Here is a 19837-nt window from a genome sequence, read left to right on the forward strand (position 1 = left end):
ATGACCGCATCCAGACTTGTCGACATCAACCTTTCCGGTCTGCGGATCGGACTGTCGGGCGCCGTGCCGGACCAGGCCGAGTGGGGCGCGCGCGCCCTCGACTGGGAAATCCTGAAGTTCGTCTCGACTTTTGCCGATGCGGTCTTTCGCTACGGAGGCCGGCTGGTTCACGGCTGCCATCCCAGCTTCACGCCCCGCATTCTGGGTCTTGCCGAACCGTACAAAGGGACACGCAGCTCCCCGCTAGTCACCTTCGTGATGTCCGAGCTGTGGTCCGGCGAACACCTCGGCAGTCAGCTCCGCCAGGAGCGGTATCAGGGGCTCGTCGAGCTGATCGAGGTCGATCGGGTGGTGCCGCCTGGCGCGAGCGGCGACAGCGCCAGTGATTCCCTGGTCAGAAACGCCAGCCTGACGGCGATGCGCCAACGGCTGATAGCCGAGATGGACGTGCTGGCCGTCATCGGCGGCAAGCGCTGGGCGGGCACCGCGCTGCGCCCGGGCACCCTGGAGGAACTCGAACTCGCGCTGGCGAGAAAGATCCCGACCTTTCTGCTCGGTGGTTTTGGCGGCATGGCCGAGGAGCTTGCCCGGCGCACCGGCGGAGAAAGCGATTCGCACGAGCATTTCGCCCACGGACTCGATCCCGAAACCAGCCGCTACCTGCTCAGCACCGCCAACGCCGCCACGGCAAGCGCGCTGATCATCAACACGTGTCAACGGCTGCAAGACGAAGGAAAATTCATGCCTCCTCTCACGCAAGCGACGGAGTAAGGTGATTTCCGCAAAACGCCGTACCAAGAGTCATGGCGTTAGGCCGGGATCAGGACCAGAAAAACAAGCTGCTGCGGTTAGTTGTTCGGGATCTTTATTTCCCGGAAATCGCCTAAATTTCCAACGCCCACCAGTACCACCCCATCGGCAACTCATGGGAGGGAAGACCGATGACCCAGCACGCCGTATTTCTCAGTTACAACAGCGTTGACAAAGCCGCGGTCACCGAGATCGCGCATCGCCTCCGCGCCTGCGCCATCGAACCCTGGTTCGACGAGTGGCACGTCGCGGCCGGGGACAAGTGGCAACCGGTGATCGAGAAAGCCCTGACCGAAGCGCGTGCCTCGGTCGTCTTCATTGGCCCGAGCGGAGTTGGTCCGTGGCAGGACGAAGAAATGCGCGTCGCCATCGAGCGGCGTGTCCGCGAGCCCGGCTACCGGCTCGTACCCGTGCTCTTGCCTGGTGTCACGCGGAGTACCCATGGCGTATTGCCCCCATTCCTCGCCAACATCCGACCGGTCGAATTTCAAAGTGGCTTCGACGAGGAGCCAGCGCTCCGAACCCTGATTGCAGGGATCGGAGGCAAGCCGCCGGGCCCGCCAATCGCCCCAGCCATCGCAGCGTCCAGCGTCACGCCCGACCGGAAGCCGCCGCCGCGGGCAACCAGGGACTCGTACCTGCCCTCACGCGCCGGGTCCCGCACCGAGTCCCGCGTCTACGAACTGACCGTTCATTTCGAGCGCGGTGAGGATACCCTCGATACGCGCTATTACCTGCCGGGCAGCGACGCCATTGCCTCGGCGAGCCGCCCCTGGAGCACCTTCGAGGCACCGCTCGGCTCCATCGCCACAGCGCTCGACACGCAGCCAGTGGCATCCCTTCAGGACCTGATCGATCGGCACGCGGGCGAGTGGGGAGCTTTCCTGTTCGATCTCTTGTTCGGGTCGGCAAAGCAATGGGAGGACGTGTTGCGCACCCTCTTCCACCAACCGCTGCCGGCAACGCGCCCCAACCCGCCATGGGCGCCCGTGCGACTGCGTATCGTCGCCCGCGACGAACCGCTGCTGCTCGGCCTTCCCTGGCGGCTCACGGCCTAGCGCAACACGCGGCTCGTCGATCGCGACTGGGAGTTCAGCACCGGCAGCGCCATCGATCCGCGGGAGAATCTGGTGACTCCGGCGCCGGCCAGCGTGCTGATCGTCGCTCCGCAAGCCCGATCCGATGGCGCAGCACCGGACCCCACCCACGTGCAGGCCATTGTCGATGTGTTGCAGAAGGTCTGGCCGAGCCGCCGGCAACCCCCCGAGTACCTGCGCATCGTGCGCACGCGCAACGAGCTGGACAACGCGTTGCGCGGCATGCAGCCGCACCTGGTCTACGTCTACGGTCACGGCGCCGGCACCGCCGAACGACCCGGCCTGCTGCTCGATGGTGCCGACGGTCCCGAGCTGCTGCCTCTCGTGCAGCTCGCCGCGTCGGTCCGGAAAACCTCACGACGACCGGCAGTCATCTGCCTCAATGTCAGCGGGCTGGCGACCCAGGTGCTTACGCCGCTCGCCGGGCTGGTGCCCTTGCTGATCTGGCGCCGCCTGCCAAACTGCGAAGCGGACGCCACCGGCGTGGCGGCCGCCTGGCTCCGCTGCTGGCTGCAAGACGGCGACGACCCGCTCACCGCGCTGCAGCAGGCGAGCAGCGAGCGGCCGCTCGCGGAAGCCGTCGCTTTCGCGGCACACGGTGATTACCGGCTCTGGAACACCGAAACCCATGCCGCAGCGGCGGTGCAAGGCGTTCCGCTCCTGACGCTCGACCGCGACGAGGCCAAGGGCATGGCGGCGAAGCATTTCCGAGAGTTCCTTCGCAGCGACAGCTTGCGGGTCATGGCGCTGGTCGCCCATGCGGCCCCTGGTAACATGCTGCGCGCGCTGCCCGACCAACTGCAGCACTATCTCGAACTCGAGGCTTTCGAGTACTCCGAAAGCAACTGGCTGCGGCTGAGCTTTCCCGTCGCGCGGGGTGAGAATCCCGACCCCGTCTTGCGGAGCGAGGAACTGCGGCGCAACCTGGAGCAGGAGCTCACGCTGCAGTTGCAGAGCGACGGCAGCGAAGCGGTCCGGCACCTCCTGCGCCGGCATGCGCCCAACGTCAAAGGCACCGCAAAGCGCGGCGTGCTGTGGCTCAACTGGGGGCTTTTCGGTCACGGGACGGATTGCCAGCCACCGCTGACGCTCCCCCAGTTGAGCGACTGGCTGCGCTTTTCGAGCGAGTTCCTCGCTGCCCACTGCCCCGATGACCTGCGCATCGTTTGCTTCCTGTCGATCGAACTCGAAGCCAGCAAACACGCAAGACTCGCCACGGCATTTCGAAAGGAGCTCTGGCAGCCGTGGTGTGCCAGTCCACGTTTTCGCATCGACCATCTGCCGGCGCTCGGGCACGTGGACGAAGGACACTTGTTCACATACCTGGGCGACGAGCGGTCGGGTTGCCCCACGCTCCTTCGGCAGGAGGTCGCTCAACGGCTGATCAAGGCAACGGATGGCGACTTCGGGCAGGTGGTGGCGCTGATCGATCTGGCGCAGAAGGGCTCCTGGTATGATCTGCTCGGCAAGTTGCGGCGAGAGCAGGGCGTGGAGCAGCCTGTCGATGACGAACCTCTCTGATTCCCGACTTTTCCGGCATGGCGATGACCCCCTTTGAACTCCTTGTCCCCGACGACCGCACTCCGGCCCGGCGCGAGGCGCTGGCGCAACGGCGCCTGCCCGAGACGCTGTCCAGCCTGCGCGCCGCGGCGCCGCATTTTCAACCCGACCCGGAACTGGTGGACGCGGTCAATGTCGCGCTGGCCGTCGGCGCGCCGCTGCTGCTGACCGGCGAGCCGGGCACCGGCAAGACACAGGTCGCCTACTACCTGGCGTGGTATTTCGCGATCGAAGAGCAGGTCTTCCCGCTCTTCGTGCGCAGCACGACGACCGCCGAGGACCTGCTCTACCGCTTCGACGCCGTTGCCTACCTGCACGCGGCGAACGCCCCGCAGCAAGGTGGCAAGCCGCTCGAGCGCGCGAGTTTCGTCGAACGCGGTCCGCTGTGGAAAACCTACGACGCCGAGACACCTTCGCTCGTCCTGATCGACGAGATCGACAAGGCGCCGCGGGATTTCCCGAACGATCTGCTGAACGTCCTCGCGCAGCACCAGTTTCACGTTCCCGAAAGCGGGCGGACGGTTGGCCGGCAGGGACCGCCGCCGATCGTGCTGATCACCAGCAACAGCGAGCGTCGCCTGCCCGAGCCGTTTCTCCGGCGCTGCATCTTCCATCACATCAAGTTCTCCCCGGAACTCGTGCGTCGGGCCGTCGATGCGCGCTTCGGCGACTTCCCGAATCTGCCCGAAGTGGTCCGCGAGGCCGCCATCGAACGTTTTTTTGAGCTGCGCAGCCGCGACATCCGCAAGCCACCGGCCACTGCCGAGTTGCTCGTCTGGCTGACGGTGCTGTCGGCGCGCGGCGTGGTGAGCGAAGGTGAACTGCGCGATTGCCGGCTCGTCGACCTGCCGGCCTTGTCGGCGCTGATCAAGGACCGGGACGACCTGCAGGTGTTGCGGTGACGGTTCTCGAGAATGGTCGAGACCCGGCGTAGCAGCGCCGGCATGACCGATCCGCTCTCTCTCGAGGCCTTGCTGGAGGCCCTGCGGCAAGCCGGCCTGCCGATCGGGATCACCGAGGCGATTCGCTTGCAGCGGGTATTCGCCCTGCGGCCGGGATCAGCCGACGACAGGCGGTTGAAATCGATCCTGCGGGCCATTCTGGTCAAGGGGGACGAAGACGACGCCGTCTTCGATCGCGTCGTGGAGGCCTGGCTGGCAGGCGCTGCAAGCGAGGTCGAGGCGCGTGCACAGCGGCCGTTCGAACCCGTTCGACGGCCGGCAAGACGGCCCTGGCAACCGCCGGCCGGCGGTTCCAGCAAGCCTGAGACTCAGACCAGGAAGAAAGCTTGGCCCTACGCCCTGGTCGGCGCGCTGATCCTGCTTTGCGTCCTCGTTGCTTATCGGATCGATCCCTCGCCGCCCACCTCGCCGGCCGAAAACCCTGCCCAGCTAACGACTGACCAAACCTCCAAACCCTCGACACCAACGCTTGCGCCCGCCGACCTTCGCCGGCAGCGGTTCACCAGTTGGACCCCTACCCTCACCGTCACTCCCGCCAATCCGCTATGGACCGGTGGCCTGCCGCTCGCGCTTGGGGGACTGGCGGCCGCGGCTGCCGGCGGCGTCTGGCTGACCCTCGGGCGCCGTCGCTGGCTGCCCGAGCCGGCGCCCGCGCCGATACGCAAGGGCCCGCCACGGGTCTTCCTGCCGCCGGCAGATCTCGCCGGCGCGCAGTTGCTCGACGCGCGCCAACAGGAAGCGCTGGTCTGGGGTATCGGCCGTTTCATCGCCGACGAACCGACGCGCCGCCTCGACATGGCCGCCACCGTCAAGGCGACTGCCGCCGGCGGCGGAATCCCCGCGCTGCGTTTCGAGCGCGCCGTCTATCAGCGCGAAGTCTGGCTGTGGGTTGACGAGACGGCCGACGACCCCGCGCTCGCGCGACTCGCCGACGAGGTCGAAACGGCGCTCATGGCGCACGGCTTGCCGGTCGAACGGGCGGCCTTTCGCGGCATCCCCGACCGACTGGTCACCGCCGCCGGCGCGGTCTTTGCGCCGCGCGAGATCGACGAGCGCCGCGACGTCGCCCTCGTCGCGGTACTCACCGACGGTCGCGTGCTCTGCCGCCAGTACGAAGCCGGCGACCGGCGGGTGCGCATCGATGCGCTGTTGCGCAACCTGTCGCACTGGCCGCGCCTGGCCTTCGTCGATTTTTCGGTGTCCGCTAGCGAGCTGGCGACGATACTCGCGCCGCACGACATCCCTCCGTGTCAATATGGCCTGAGACACCTACCCCTCACGAATTAGAGTAGAAAGGTAGGACTGAATCATGGCCAATACGAAAGAAGACACGATGAGCACACCCAACGCCTTGGCGCTGGAGGACCCGTTGGAAGGAGCCCGAAGGGCGACTGGAAACGGGTCCTCCAGCGCGCCGCCGCCGAACCCGGAAGTCGCGGCTACGGCGAAACGGCGCCAGTTTTCCAGTAGCGAGAAGCAGCGCATCCTGGCCGAGGCCGACGGCTGCACGGAAGCCGGTGAGATTGGCGCGCTGCTGCGTCGTGAAGGTATTTATTCCTCGCACTTGAACACCTGGCGCAAGCAGCGGCAGGCCGCCGAGCAGGCCGCGCTGACGCCGCAAAAGCGCGGGCGCAAAGCCGACCCGGCTCTCCAAGAGGCCCGGAAAATCACCACACTCACCCAAGAGATTGAGCGCCTGCGCCATAAGCTGGCGCAGGCCCGTACCATCATCGACGTCCAAAAAAAAGTTTGCGCCTTGTTGGGGCTGCCGACGGACGAGACGCTGCAAGAGTTATTCTGATGAACGCCGTCCATGTCTTGGCTCCGGCCGTCGGGCTGGCCTGTGCCTGCGCCGTCATGGACATCCCGCGTAGCGGGGTCTACCGCGAGGACGCCCGACGACGTCAAGTGGTGTTCGGCCCGATGGCGCCAGCGCCCCGTCCGCCGGCACCGCTGGCTCTTTCCGAACCCGAGCGGCAAGCCCTACGGGGGGTCCTGGTGAGCGAGCGCTTTGCCGATTGCGCACCCGCCACCATCTATGCCACCCTGCTGGACGAGGGGATCTATCTCGGATCGGTCAGTACCATGTACCGTCTGCTGGCCAGCGACGGGCCGTGCCGCGAGCGACGCAACCAGCTCACCCATCCCGCCTACGCCAAGCCAGAACTCCTGGCCACCCAGCCCAACGAGGTGTGGAGCTGGGACATCACCAAGTTGAAGGGGCCGGCCAAGTGCACCGGCTTTCACCTCTACGTGATCCTCGATATTTTCAGTCGCTATGTCGTTGGCTGGATGATCGCCCCCAGGGAAACCGCCGAATTGGCAGAGCAGTTGATCGCCGACACTTCCGCCAAACAGGACATCGCGCCCGGCACACTCACTCTCCACGCCGACCGCGGGGCCAGTATGCGCAGCAAGCCCGTCGCCTCCCTGCTGGAGGATCTCCGCATCACCAAGAGCCACAGCCGGCCCTATGTCTCTGACGACAATCCCTACTCCGAGGCCCAGTTCAAGACCTTGAAGTACCGTCCCGAATTCCCCGAGCGCTTCGGTTGTATCGAAGATGCCCGCATCCACTGCCAGCAGTTCTTTGCGTGGTACAACACCGCCCATCGCCATTCGGGGATCGGTTTCATGACCCCAGAGACCGTCCACTACGGCCGTGCCCAGGCTCTCTACGAGCTGCGCGCAGATACCCTCAACGCCGCTTTCCTACTCCATCCCGAGCGCTTCAAAGGCACTCTCCCTCAGCCACCTAAACTCCCAACCGCAGCTTGGATCAACCCTCCAAAACCCCAAGCAGCCCCACCAACCCCCTCGGCTTCGACACTAAATTCAGACTTCCTGATCTCGCCGGAAACGTTGTTGGCACTTTTGTGGCTCTTGAATCACGGTCTTGCTGGCGTTGATGGCAGTTTTTGTGCCATTTCAATTCCTGGCAAATGCCCCAAAGCCCCGCCCGGATCAGGAAGTCTGAAATTAGGTGATTTCCGAAAATGCAGCGCCCGTTAATGGCAGAATACAGACCCATCACGACGATGAGACCTCACGTATGGACACGACCTTCTCTTCTGCGAACAATCCGTCCCTGGACGCATCTCATATTGATGACCTGAAGCAGGCAGCGGCGAAGATGCTGGGTGCGCAGCGGCGGTCGTTCGAAGCGGCGATGGCCGTCAAATATTGCCGGGGCAGTGCTCGGCAAGCAGAGGTGATGTTTGGTTGGAGTCGCCAGACGATCGAACTAGGGCTTCATGAGCGGCGCAGCGGAGTGATCTGCCTAGGTGCGCAAGAAGCCTTCTGCGGAAACAAGTTGTGGGAGGAGAAGCATCCTGAGGTAGCGGATGCCCTGTGGGCCTTGGCGGCGTCGCACTCCCAACAGGATCCGACCTTCCGCACCACGCTTTCGTATACTCGACTGACGGCGGCGGAAGCGCTGAAGCAGTTGCAAGGGCTGGGCTTCGCGGAAGAAGTTCTGCCATCGCCGAGCACGATGGCGGAGGTGCTCAATCGCAACGGCTACCGGCTGCGCCCGGTGCTCAAAGCGAAACCCCAAAAAAATTCCAGAGACCGATGCCCTCTTCGCCAACCTCCATGAAAAGGACAGACAAGCCAGAGAGGGAGGCCAAACCAAGCGATTGAGCATGGACTGCAAGGCGACCGTGAACATCGGTGACTATTCCCGCGGCGGGAAGACCCGGGGTGACCACCAGGCCGCCGACCACGATATGGGCTGTCAGGAAAAGTACACGCCATTTGGCTTGGTCGACGAGGACGGCGGGCAACTGGATCTGGCCTTTGGCAGTTCCGCGAAGACCAGCGACTTCATCGCCGACTCCCTGTACGACGTGCCCGTCTGGGGACACTGTCTTGCCAACGGCAACGTTTTGCCCAGCGGTCACGCCGTCACCCGGTGGGCATCGCGCGGGTCGGCGCGCCGGTCGGCGGCGCCTGTGCCTCTCTCACGGGGTGAGTTTGTCGCTGTCCCCGCGTCCAACACTGCGGTCGAGAGGGACGGCCCGAAGCTGCGCTTCGGGTTCCCTCCGCGCCTTCGGCGCTCCGGCCGCCCCTCACCTCCACGTTATTCCAAGTAGCTTTCAAGATGAGACGAACTATGGCATGCTTGAATCTGTCGACATCGACGGAGGCATCGCATGGCCAGACCGAGGCGGGTAGATACGGAATTGGTGGCCAAAGCGCAGGAGCTGGCGCTGCAGGCCAATACCCTCGAAGATTTGCGCTGCGCGCAGGCGGTGCTGATGCCGGCGCTGCTGGGGACCACGCTGGAGCAGACGGCTGCCGTGCTGGGCGTGGGTCGGGCAACGGTGGCGCGATACCAGTCGCGGCTGCGAGATCGCGTCGCGCGGCCGGCCACTGCAGCGCCTCAGTGGGGTGGCCGGCGCCATGCAGCCATGAGCCTGGAGGAGGAAAAGTCGTTCCTTGAGCCATGGCGGCAACGGTCTGCCCAAGGCGGCGTGTTGGTTGTCTCCCCAATCCGCGCAGCGCTGGCGCAGCGATTGGGGCATCCGATTGCGCCTTCGGTGGTGTACCGCATGCTCGCTCGCCACGGCTGGCGCAAGGGAGCTCCGGACACCCGACACCCCAAGAACGACCCTTCTGTCCAGGAGGACTGGAAAAAAACTTCCTGGCGAGCTGGCAGCCTTGCTGAAGCCGCAGGATGTTCGCGGCCGAAAGGTGCGGCTGATGTTCCAGGACGAGGCCCGCTTCGGCCGCATGGTGCGCATCCGGCGCTGCTGGGCTCCGAAACCGGCACGCCCGATGGTCGGCAACGGCTACGAGCGCGAGTTCTTGTACGTCTACGGCGCCGTCAGCTCGCTGCAGGGACAGTTCGACTGGATGATCACCCACATCATGAACACCACCCACATGAGCGAGTTCCTCGCCCAAGTCAGCTCGGCTCATCGGCGAGACTTCATCGTCATGGTGGTGGACGGAGCGAGTTCGCACAAGGCACATGACCTGGTGGTGCCGGAGAACATGCGGCTGCTTCGACTGCCGCCGTACTCGCCGGAGCTGAACCCGCAGGAGCATGTCTGGGACGAGTTACGAGAGAAAGAATTCCCCAATCGAGTATTCAATGATCTTGAATCGGTTCGCCGGCAGCTTGAGGACGGTCTGCCGAGGTTGGCAGCAAATAGAGCTAGCATCCGGAGCCTCACTGCCTGGCCTTGGATTGTTAGTATCAACTTGAACGCGCACTAGAATTAGGCGTCACGGTGCAGTAGCTACGGACGCCAGCATCATGCCCAAATAGACTGTGCCAGCGAATACTCCAGCGTCGTAGACAAGCTTCATAAATAGTGCTGTATTCCAACGCCTTCTGTCGGCCAAGTCGGCAATGTGCAACTCCTTTGGGGCATTGTCTGCTATTTGGAGGGCGTTCGCGTTACCTTCAACTTGCATTGCATTCAGTTTGGCGGAGCCAATGATTTCCAGGATTGTTCGGCGAAGAAGGTTGAGCTTGTTGCGATAGCGCTCGGTAGCTTGGCGCTCGCTGCGAGCGATATTTCTGCAGGCGAATGACACTGATAGCAATGCTAGGGCATTTGCGAAGTGGGCGCATGCAACCAACGCTTGAGATCCGCTGGCCGCCAACTCTGATACGGCCAACAAGACTAGTCCCAAGAATATGCAGAATCCAACGAAGAGCCAAAGGCGTTTATCCTCAAGCGCACCAAGGTGCCGCCAAGACACTTCGAATTCCGTTCGCAAGTACTCAAGTGACTCGCTCCGCTCGTTCCGCTCATGTTCTTGCATAACTGCCTTCGCTCTGTATTTACACAATAAGTAGATTGCTCGAAACTGATCAATCGCTCGATGATCGGTGCCGTCTCACTATCACCGTGCCGAATTGTACAAAAACCCCAAAAGCGACCGCGGCAAGTACCGAGCGAGCAGCCCAGAGGCAACCGATCAAGAGGGCCCCGAGTGATGTGGCAGAAGACAATTTCATGCATGCATGATCACTACCAAGAACCGTCGAGAAGACTGCGAGTAGAGCGCGCTGATCGACGGTGCCAAAGCCAGTGCAATCCAAGCCTTGCGAATCCAGCAGGAGTCTGGACGGATGGAGGTCTGATAGCAGCAGAACAAGAAATGCTGCCTGCGCAGCGAGAGCGGCCGCCAGCGCAACGAACGCTGCAAGCATTAGCGGTAGCACGAGAAGGATGAGCTGCGAGGAATGTACGTCTGGCAAGGCAAGGCGAATCGAAATTGGCTGCGCAAGAAACTGTGGTCTGACGCGAACTAACTCCGATTCACGATCGGCGAAGTAGAGCCAAAACCAAAAGGCGCAGAGCCCGAGAAAGAGTAAGTTCATTGCACAAAGTAATGCGGTCTCCATCAAAAGTCCCAACCTGGTGACTACTGGCAAAAAGTCTGGCCGGGGCAGAACTTGCAACATGATAAGCATCAGGAACGCACCGAGCGCTAATTTGTGGCTAGATCGCGCCTCCTTTACGGCGGGCTGACACTTGTCGATAGCAACAAATACACTGAGCGCGATGCCTTTGATCCTAGCTCTGCAACTTGAATTTGATGTAGTCACCGTCTTTGCTCTCGTACTGCACTCCACCAATTGGACGCGAGGCGTAGCGCGGCGTAATTTTCATAGGTAAATCCGGTAGTTCCTGCATCTGCTGTCCCGTACTTTGCGAGGTAGCCGAGGTGAAGTTCCTTTAGCGACAGAAATGCGACGGGCTTCTCGTCAATGAGAACTGCCGATATCCATGTTGCCGGGTTGAGAAGGCGAACGCGCTCTCGCCAACTGCCTTCACTGTACTCATTCTTGTCCGTGGGGTTTCGGGATTCAATCAGTGTTTGCAGGTCGGCACAGGACATATTCGAGGCCTCAGCCACGAAGAAGAAATTTGGTTTTCCAGCCCGCTTAAGTTCGCGGGCGAATGCAAGGGGGTAAAGCGAAATGCCATCCGTCGGGAGCAAGCCCGTTTCCTCTTTCAACTCGCGCCACATTCCGTTTTCGATTCCGCGAATCAGCCATCTCAAGTCTGCGACGCCGTTGTCGGCATCGTTCCAAAGTAGGTCCTGCCATGTAGTAACTCCGGAGGCGCCGCAGTGCCACCCCTTCTCCATAACTGCCATACGCGTCCCTTCCTGGCGGTTTGGGAGGTCCCCGGGGCGGCCTCGAAATCGAAGGAGGGGAAAGCCGAATTGATCAATTAGAACTAGCGCGGCCCCAAGAGTGTTGGCCAGACAACTTTGTGGTCGTAGCGCGCCGAGCCGGCCTGCGACCGTTTCGGATGCCCGTAGGGTGAGATGGGTCCCCGGTCGAGACCTGTCCGGCCAGATGTTAGTTGTGAGCTGATCGAGATAGTTTGCCCGTTCGAGGTCTATGGCTTCATGCGTGAGCGACGCTACGCGAATGGTGTCATCAATCTCGAACTCGGAGAGTTGCGGCTGTAACAACCCATAGTTGACGGGAAAGCGCGAGAAGTTTGGGTTGGTCTTCTTCTTATTCTCTGGGGTTGGCAGAACTAGGCGTCGAAGATTTTGAGGCTCAGCTGCGACAGACCGCATGTGGGCTTGCATGTCAGCATCGGGCGTCCAATACGGCGCCTGTTCGCCAACTCCGCGCGTGCGCACAGTGTTTGGCAATCTAGCGGTGTCACAAGGCGTGAACAGGTGAAAGACTTCGCCGGAATACCAGAACGAGGGATCGTCGCAGTAGAGAGGCTCATTCGGGTAGAACCGACGGAGCTTTGCTTCTTCTTCTCCGTAGGCAGTTGGCCAGTTCATAATGCGATCTCCGGTTCTGAAGAGTGACGCCTAACGAATAGCGTTTATCTGCCGCGCCGAGCCGGTCGAGTTCAACTGCAGACGTATCCGCGGCAGATAAACCTCGTTGGACTAAAGCGCCTTGGCGGCAGCAGTTATGGGGATTGTAAGCATTCCGCGCCTTGGGTCAAGTCGCAGCCTTTTCGAGACATTTTCGATGTGTCGATTTTCCGTGTCCTTTCGGCAACGCTGCGAAACCCCGGTCGCGCGGGCCTCAGCCGCGCGGCGGCTGATCCGCGGTGACCGCCACGGGTGGCGCGCGGCCCCGCGGCCGTGCGCAGGCAAGCTCCAGCGGCAACCCGGCGTTCGCTTCCGTTCGGAACGTTGGAGATCGTTGCGCTGCCGGGTTAGTCCGGCGGAGGTTCGGTACTCTCCGCCTCGGCGTGTGCGAGGGCTTCGCTATAGTTCCAGGGCATCCAGGCCGCCGGATCGAGCGCCACCTGGCCCGAGTGGCGCAGCAGGGAAACGAGGTAGTGGAACGGCTCGATCTTGTGGAGTTCGGCGGTATGGATCAGGGTCATGAACAGATCACCGACGCGCGCGCCGTTCAACGTGCGATAGAAGAGCGCGTTCTTCCGATGCAGAATGGCCTTTTTGAGTATACGTTCGGTGATGTTGTTGTCGAGTGGGGCGCCCGGCACGCGCAGGAACAGGGTCAGCTTCTCCCAGTGGTTCTGCATGTACGCGATCGCCTGGCCGAGTCCTGAGTGGGGCTCCACGGTGTGCTCCGCGAACTGCTTGGCCATCCAGTCTTGCAGCGCCTTCATCCGTGGGCCGCTTTCCTTCTGGTGAAGGAGCAGGCGCTCGGCGGGCGAGAGCCCCTGCTGCTTGGCCTGCGCGTCGGTGTGGAAGACGGCGCGCAGCGTGTGCAGGACAAAGGCCACTTCTTCCGGAAAGGCCTCGACCACATCGACGTAATTGCGTCGCGCATGCGGGATGCACGAGGCGGACAGCGTGGAATGATCGCCCGGCCGGTTGCGCGTCGAGGCATCGGACATGTGGATCGGCGGATCGGTCACTTCCCGCAGATCGAGCACTTCGGCAAGGTGTTCGCCGGCATGACAGGGCCCGGTCTTGAACAAGGCGATCAAACCATTTGGCGTCTCGGCAACGACACCGGAAGTGAACACGCCGGTGCGATCGGCGGACGCGCCGGCGGGCAGCGCTTCGGCGCGTGCCTCTTGCGTCAGGGTCAGGATGCGCATCGCCGTATCATCGTTGTACACCACGGTTCCTTGGGCTGCCTGCCGTGCCAGTTCGTCGAAGACCGGCATGAGGGGCGCGGCGGCGGCGGCCACGACTTCCCATTGCGTGCCGACCGGCATCGGGATGGCCAAACCCTGTTCCAGCCGCTCGATGCGGTGGAACGGCAGACCGCAGCCGTATTTGAGGAGCGCGATCATCGCCGCGGCGCTGTCGTCGTACTTTGCCTTGCCGACGCCTGGCGGGGGGTCGGCGGTAAACACGGTGCCACACAAGCCGCAACGCAGCCGTTCGAGTTCGTAGACCTCCGCAAGCAGCGGCGCTACGCCGGTGATGCGAACCAGGACCGCGGGCTCTCCTCGTTGCCCATACACCCGACCGGTACACCCGTCGACGGGACACGGATCGCCGTGCCGTAACGTCGCATGCGGTACGGCAATATGCGGCGCTCGCGGATAATCGGCCGCCCCGTTCCTTCCGTGCCCGGGGCGCTTCTTCTTGGGCTCGGCTACCCCGGATTCCGGGGAGGTGGTGTCCGAAGGAGCCTGGCCGGCGGCTTGTTCGTCGCCGCCTTCCGCCGATGGACGGGTCGGCGTGTCCGCTGGCGGCGTTTCGCCCTTCTTCCCTTCCCCGAGCACATGGGCCGTGCGCTCGGTCGGCGCGCCGAAGAGAATCCGCCGTAGGCGTGCCAGCGTGGTTTCCTTCGTCTCGAGTTCGGCGGTGAGCCGCGCGAGGGTGTCCACCGCTGCCTTCAGGGTCGCCTGTTCGGTCTCGGTCAGCGGTCTGGTTCCGCTATGCTCGACGATGGCCTCGATCTCCTGCACCGGGATGACCATCCGCTGCGGCGGGTTGTGTGCAGGCCGCTTCCGGTGGGATGCCCGCTGCCGGCTCATGGCCGTACGCCAACGAGCTGGCCGAAGTCCCCCCGCAGCCGCTTCCGGCAACGGTTCGAGCGATGGCGGGGGGCCTTGCGGCCACTGACCGCGGCTGCGCGGAGGCTCGCAACCTCCTCGGCGCGGAACTCCCGTCTGCCGTACCCCCAGCTTTGCGAACTCACCAACTGCATTCTCAGTCCTCCAGCAGTGACCCTTTCTACCCAAGGTATTCTGCCAAAGACCAGCGACGATGTCTAGTCCTTTCGCGAAAGGTCGTTTTCGGTATCCCCGTTGCGGTGGGTGACGACCGGCTTTCGGAAGTTCTGCTTGCGGGCTGCGCTCTCGCAGGTCAGACGACCGCTCGCCATTCCGGGATTCCGCCGGCCGCGGCGTAGTCGCCTCCCGAGAGCAGGACCGCCAGCGCGTGCGGGGCGAGGAGCTTCCCTGGTGACTCCTGCGGCCAGAAGCGGTAGTGCCCCTGCGACAGCCGCTTTTGACAGAGCCAGAAGCCTTGCCCGTCATAGACCAGGAGTTTGACCGCCGTGCGCCGGCGATTGCAGAAAACGAACACGCCGCCGCTGAACGGGTCTTGGGCCAGTTTCTGCCGCACACGTCGGGCGAGACCGTCGATGCCGCAACGAAAATCCGCGGGCTCGGCAGCTACCCAGACACGCAGGCGCGCGTTCAGCGCGAGCATGGCTGGACCTGCCAGAGGCTACACGCGACCTCGGCCATGTGGCTGCTGGCCGCTTGTGGCAGTTCGATGCGCAGCGCGCGGCCCGCTCGGTCGGTGAGAACCAGGACGCACACAGGTGGCGCCAGCGGCAGGCCGAGATCGAGTTCGACGAAGCTCGATGACACGGGCGCGCTGCGCGCGTCTTCGGCGGCGTTCCTGGCGGTCAGGCGGTGCTTCAGGCTCTTGTAGTCGAGCTTCAGGGCGACGGCAACCTTGGCGATGCCGTACCGCTCGGCGAGTTCGGTCGCTTGCGACCACAGCTCCTCCGGAATGCGAGAACTGCGGCGGCGGGTGCTCCGCCACTGGGCAAGCGCCGCGGCGGTTTCGGCCAGTGGCGGGGCGGTTGCAGGTAAAGACGTTGACATTGGTAGGCCTTTCTAACGGTCGTTACGGGCCTACCAAGGTACCAGGCCAGCGCTGGAATTTCACGCAGCATTGCCGAAAGGACACGATTTTCCAGCGTCCAAAATATACCCTAAGCTGCATCAGGTCGGACACAGTCCCGAACTTGATGAGCTGCGGGCCAACATATTCAGCGAAGATGGCGAACTCCTGAACCGCCGGCGGGTAGGTGAAAAAGCAGTTGAGGAAATGGTAGCTCTTCACGAAGCGGGCCAGTAGAGTGACGAACGCCTTGCGCTCTTCCCAGTCGGTGAGCTTCGCCTGAAAGCGCGTCCGCAGAGCGTTCACCTGGAATTGCACCCGCGCATCCGTCCCGTTCTGGAGCAGGGCGAGCAGGTCGCCAGCGTCCTTCTGGGTGAAGACGCCCGCGGCGAGAATCTCCGCGTACAGGTTCGGGCAGGTCTCTTGATCCGGTTCCTCCGGCTCGAACGGCGTGCCCTTCCGATACTTCGCGAAGGCTTTGAGGATTTGCTTCGCGTTGTTGGTGAAGTCCACGACCACCACAACCTTCTTGCGGGGGTGGCAGCGGTTTAGCCGCGAAACCGTCTGCACGGCATTGCGCTCGAGCACCGGCTTGTCCAGGAACATACCCGCGAGCAGGGGCTGGTCGAAGCCGGTCTGAAATTTGTTCGCCACCACCATGAGCCGGTAGTCGTCACCCTCGAAGCGGTCTTCGATCAGCTCACCGGTCTGCAACTCATTCACGGCGTGTTCACTGATGGCCGCGTTCGTCTGCGGGTGCACGAAGTCCGAGAAGGCATAGAGCACCTTGTAGTCGGCGCCGCGCTCCTTGAGCTTCTCCCTGATAATGTTGAAATACCGTAGCCCGGCCACCCGTGACGAGGCGACGATCATGGCCTTGGCGCGTCCACCGATGAGTGGCTTCACGTCCTTCTCAAAGAGGCGCAACATCACCTCGGCCTTGTACTGAATCAGCCCGTCGTCCTGAAAGGCCAGGTTCTGAAGCGCCTTGGACACGACGCCCTTGGGGTAGAGCTTCTCCTCGTCCAGGTTCGGGACTGTGGGGCAATGCAGGTGGTAGAGCGTCTTGTAGGAGATGATGCTCGCCGCCACGTCGACGATGTAGCCCTCGGCGATGGCCTCCGCCTCGGTGTAGCTGTCGAACGGCTTGCCGAACATCGACACGGTGGCCGGCGCCGGTGTCGCGGTAAAGGCAACGAACAACTGGTTCAGGTCATGCTCGCGGATGACCTTGGCAATCTGCTCTTCAGGGTCGTCTTCGGGGGCGTCGTCGTCCGGCTCGCCTTCCTTGCGGAATGGCAGGCGGATGGCCGCGCCCATCTGGCCCTCCTGTGAGCGGTGGGCTTCATCAATCAGGAAGGCCACCCGCAGTTTCTTCAACTCCGGGTTCCTCTGAATCTCCTCGAGCACCCAGGCAAACTTCTGCTGCGTGGTGACGATGATGGATTTCCGTTCCTTGAGGAAGCGCGGCAGGTCGTCGGCCTTCTTCGCAATGCCCACCACATCCTTGAGGTGGGTGAACTTGTCGATGTCCTCGCGGATGTTCGTGTCGAGCGATTTCCGGTCCGTGAGGATGAAGGTGATGTCCACCAGCTTCTCGTTCGTGCCGGGCTTGAAGAGGCTGTGGAGGCGGTCGGCCAGCCAGCAGATGGAGAGCGTCTTGCCACTGCCAGCGGAATGATCGGCCAGATACTTCCTGCCGATGTCGCCCGCCGTGGCGAAGTGGGCGGTGATGTCCTCCGCCACGCGCCGCACCAAGCGGCTTTGGTGATAGCGCGGGAAGAGGGTGGCGGCTGGGCGCGCCGGTTTGTCGTCCTCGACATCCCGCTCGGGCACGCGGATGAGGAAGAACGACAGCGCCTCCAGCAAGTGCTCCTGCGAGAGCACCTCGCGGTAGAGGAACTCGACCGGATATTCGTCGGCATGCGTCGGGGTGTTGGTCAGCCCCATGTTGTGCCAGCGGAAGTTCTCTTCCTTGCGCGGGTCTGTGGCAGCCATCGCGTCGCTGGTGTCGGCCGCGAGGTAGAGGAAGGGATGCTGGAAGATCTTGTGCCTGTGGTCGCGCCGGGTGAACTGCGCCACCGCGTCGTGCACGTTCTGGTTGGCCTCGTGCTTCAGTTCCAGCGCCACAATGGGCAGGCCGTTGAGATAGAAGACGAAATCAATCTCCTGATGCGCGTCGCCGAAGTAGAAGTGCGGGCGGAAGGTGAAGCGGTTCTCGGCGTATTTCGCGGCGGCGGCGCTCGCCGCTGAGCGGGGTTTGGGATAGAACAGCCGGAACTCCAGTCCGCGCACCGGCAAGCCCTGCCGAAACAGCATCCACAGCGGCGTGTGCTCGAGCTCCTTGCGCAGCGCCTTGAAGACTTCCTCACGTGCGTCCGTGCCGTAATCGTCTTCCAGCTTCTTTAGCGTGTCGGCCTGACTGGCTTTGAGAAAGGCCCAGAGCTGGTCTTCCGCGATGAAATGCTCGCTGTCCGTGATGTCGGACTGCTCCAGCACGCCATACTGGTGCTCGCGGACGAGGTACTCCGCGACGTGCTGCTGAAACGTCAGCTCCGGGGCCTTCTTCTTTTTAGCCATGGGCTTTGACCCGGTTGAGGTCCGCCTCGGTGATCCGCCGCTGGCCGGTGACGCATTCGTGGATCAGGGACTTGCGGTAGGCGGTAAGGGTGGCGATTTGAGTTTCGATGGCAGCTTTTACAGCGTTACATTCCTTGGTCCGTCGCTCGATTTCGGCACATATCTCTTTCTGCTCGTCCCTCGGAGGTATTACGACTCGAAGTCGTTTCAACTCGGACGAGTAACTACTCAGGAGTCCTCCGCCAAGCGGACAGGCTGAAGCGTGGCGACGCTCAGGTACTGGAATTTTTGCTCAGAGCGAACGTCCAAGCTTTCAAGAGAACCCAGCATTGACCTCGCAATGGATAGGCTTCGTACAGGTGAGTGGGCATGGACGAGATTCCCGACCTTGAACGACTGAGTGTTGCCGAGAAGGATGATCTGATCCGCGAGCTTTGGCCCTTACGTGCGCTGGTGCGGCAGTTGAGGGGAGAAGTGGAGAAGCTGCAGGCGAAGGTGCAGGAACTGGAAGGTCGAGGGGCCAAGAATAGCCACAATTCGAGCAAACCACCGTCCTCGGATGGGCTGGCCAAGCTGCCGGCCAAGCCCCGTTCGCTGCGCAAACCGGGGCAGCACCCGAATGGCGGACAGCCGGGGCATACTGGACACACGCTCCAGAAGGTAGAAAAGCCGGATCGAGTCGTCGTGCATTTGCCCGCGGCCCACTGCCACGCGTGCCAAGGCCCCCTGGGGGAAGCGACGATGGCCGAGAGCCGGCAGGTGTTCGATCTGCCGCCGTTGCGCTTTGAGGTCACCGAGCATCAAGTTTGGGCGGCGACCTGCGCCTGCGGCGAGGTGTGCCGTGGCGAGTTCCCGGAAGGCGTTTCTTCGCCGGTCCAGTACGGGCCGGCGGCGTTGGCGGCAGCGGTGCATCTGACGCAACACCACATGATGCCGGTGCAACGCACGTCGGAGCTGATGGACGATTTCTTCGGACTGCCGATGGCCGAAGCCACGGTACTCGCCGCCTCACAGGAGGCCGGGGTCCGGCTGACGCCGACGGTGAGCACCATCGGCCAGGCCCTTCAAGTCGCCGATGTCGCGCACGCCGATGAGACCGGGCTGCGTGTCGCCGGCTCGCTGCACTGGATGCACGTCCTGGCGACCACGCTGCTGACCTGGGTCGCCTGCCATGCGAAACGCGGCAAGCAGGCGTTCGATGCCCTGGGAATTCTGCCCGGCTTCCTGGGCACCCTCATTCACGATGGCTGGAAGCCTTATCGTGACCTCCTCTGCAAGCACGGTCTGTGCAATGCCCATCACTTGCGCGAGCTGACCTACCTCTTTGAGGATCTCGGGCAAGCCTGGGCCGGCCGCATGATCGATCTCCTGCGGACGGCCTGTCATGAGGTCGGTCAGACCGGCGCGCCGCTGCCGGAATCCCGCCGGGCGTTCTTCCTGTCCCGCTACGCCGACATTCTCAGTGAAGGGGAAGCCCTCAATCCCCGGGCTCCACCCTCGGGCAAACGCGGGCGTCCCCGGCAAAGCAAGGCGACGAACCTCCTCCTGCGCTTGCGCACCTACACCGACGATGTCTGGCGCTTTGCCACGGATCCCGGCGTTCCGTTCACCAACAACCTGGCCGAGCAAGCCGTGCGCATGTCCAAGGTCAAACAGAAAGTCTCCGGCGGCTTCCGGACCAAGAAGGGGGCCGATGCCTACTGCATCATTCACTCGTATCTCGCAACCATGCACAAGCAGGGCGCCAATCTCTTCCACGCCCTGATCCTCACTTTCCAGGGCCAGCCCCCTCAGCCTCGCCTCGCTTGAGCTTCG

Annotated in this window: 14 protein-coding genes and 3 pseudogenes; 10 read left to right on the forward strand and 7 right to left on the reverse strand. The window is 63.0% G+C overall.

The annotated features are described in order from the left end of the window. The 9 genes and pseudogenes from V5B59_RS04960 (at position 1) to V5B59_RS04995 (ending at position 9652) form a co-directional block, all read left to right on the forward strand. The gene (locus V5B59_RS04960) at positions 1-771 is read left to right on the forward strand and encodes a hypothetical protein (protein WP_169072136.1); all 771 of its coding nucleotides are present in this window, start codon (positions 1-3) and stop codon (positions 769-771) included. 170 nt (positions 772-941) lie between these two features. Beyond that, the gene (locus tag V5B59_RS04965; RefSeq protein WP_169072137.1) at positions 942-1868 is read left to right on the forward strand and encodes a toll/interleukin-1 receptor domain-containing protein; all 927 of its coding nucleotides are present in this window, start codon (positions 942-944) and stop codon (positions 1866-1868) included. A 72-nt stretch (positions 1869-1940) separates the two neighbouring features. Further along, entirely contained in the window at positions 1941-3428 is a 1488-nt protein-coding gene (locus V5B59_RS04970; RefSeq protein ID WP_332351649.1) for a hypothetical protein, read from the forward strand. Between the two features lie 23 nt (positions 3429-3451). Next, positions 3452-4369: an AAA family ATPase gene (locus V5B59_RS04975; protein ID WP_332351650.1), complete on the forward strand. Its 918-nt coding sequence runs from the start codon at positions 3452-3454 to the stop codon at positions 4367-4369. Positions 4370-4411: 42 nt separating this feature from the next. After that, positions 4412-5716, forward strand: a complete 1305-nt coding sequence (locus V5B59_RS04980; protein ID WP_169072139.1) for a hypothetical protein — start codon at positions 4412-4414, stop codon at positions 5714-5716. Between the two features lie 82 nt (positions 5717-5798). Further along, positions 5799-7234, forward strand: a pseudogene (locus V5B59_RS04985) (IS3 family transposase); the annotation flags it as partial. Between the two features lie 409 nt (positions 7235-7643). Beyond that, positions 7644-8523 (forward strand): annotated as a pseudogene (locus tag V5B59_RS04990) (ISAzo13-like element transposase-related protein). Positions 8524-8841: 318 nt separating this feature from the next. Continuing rightward, positions 8842-9060: pseudogene (locus V5B59_RS26105) on the forward strand (winged helix-turn-helix domain-containing protein); the annotation flags it as partial. Beyond that, positions 8960-9652 (forward strand): IS630 family transposase, encoded by a 693-nt coding sequence (locus V5B59_RS04995; protein WP_256436043.1) that lies wholly within the window; start codon positions 8960-8962, stop codon positions 9650-9652. The pseudogene V5B59_RS26105 and the gene V5B59_RS04995, both read left to right, overlap by 101 nt. Positions 9653-9661: 9 nt before the next feature. Here V5B59_RS04995 and V5B59_RS05000 read toward each other — a convergent pair whose 3' ends face one another. From V5B59_RS05000 to V5B59_RS05030, 7 genes are all read right to left on the reverse strand, one after another. Then, entirely contained in the window at positions 9662-9976 is a 315-nt protein-coding gene (locus V5B59_RS05000) for a hypothetical protein (RefSeq protein ID WP_332351651.1), read from the reverse strand. Positions 9977-10256: 280 nt separating this feature from the next. Continuing rightward, positions 10257-10793 (reverse strand): hypothetical protein, encoded by a 537-nt coding sequence (locus V5B59_RS05005; protein WP_332351652.1) that lies wholly within the window; start codon positions 10791-10793, stop codon positions 10257-10259. 200 nt (positions 10794-10993) lie between these two features. Continuing rightward, positions 10994-12205, reverse strand: coding sequence for a hypothetical protein (locus tag V5B59_RS05010; protein ID WP_169072102.1), 1212 nt, complete (start codon positions 12203-12205; stop codon positions 10994-10996). Between the two features lie 386 nt (positions 12206-12591). Beyond that, a complete protein-coding gene (gene tnpC, locus V5B59_RS05015) occupies positions 12592-14340 on the reverse strand; it encodes an IS66 family transposase (protein WP_332351653.1) in 1749 nt (582 codons plus the stop codon). Positions 14341-14671: 331 nt separating this feature from the next. Then, the gene (gene tnpB / locus V5B59_RS05020; protein ID WP_332351654.1) at positions 14672-15019 is read right to left on the reverse strand and encodes an IS66 family insertion sequence element accessory protein TnpB; all 348 of its coding nucleotides are present in this window, start codon (positions 15017-15019) and stop codon (positions 14672-14674) included. After that, positions 15007-15423, reverse strand: a complete 417-nt coding sequence (locus V5B59_RS05025) for a hypothetical protein (RefSeq protein ID WP_332351655.1) — start codon at positions 15421-15423, stop codon at positions 15007-15009. The genes tnpB and V5B59_RS05025 overlap by 13 nt, the downstream gene beginning before the upstream one ends. A gap of 22 nt (positions 15424-15445) precedes the next feature. After that, the gene (locus tag V5B59_RS05030; protein ID WP_332351656.1) at positions 15446-18022 is read right to left on the reverse strand and encodes a DEAD/DEAH box helicase family protein; all 2577 of its coding nucleotides are present in this window, start codon (positions 18020-18022) and stop codon (positions 15446-15448) included. 369 nt (positions 18023-18391) lie between these two features. Here V5B59_RS05030 and tnpC (V5B59_RS05035) point away from each other — a divergent pair, with 369 nt between their 5' ends. Further along, positions 18392-19831: an IS66 family transposase gene (gene tnpC, locus V5B59_RS05035; RefSeq protein ID WP_169072211.1), complete on the forward strand. Its 1440-nt coding sequence runs from the start codon at positions 18392-18394 to the stop codon at positions 19829-19831. Positions 19832-19837: the final 6 nt, after the last annotated feature.

It is taken from the genome of Candidatus Accumulibacter contiguus (assembly GCF_036625285.1).
GTDB classification, from domain to species: Bacteria; Pseudomonadota; Gammaproteobacteria; order Burkholderiales; family Rhodocyclaceae; genus Accumulibacter; species Accumulibacter contiguus.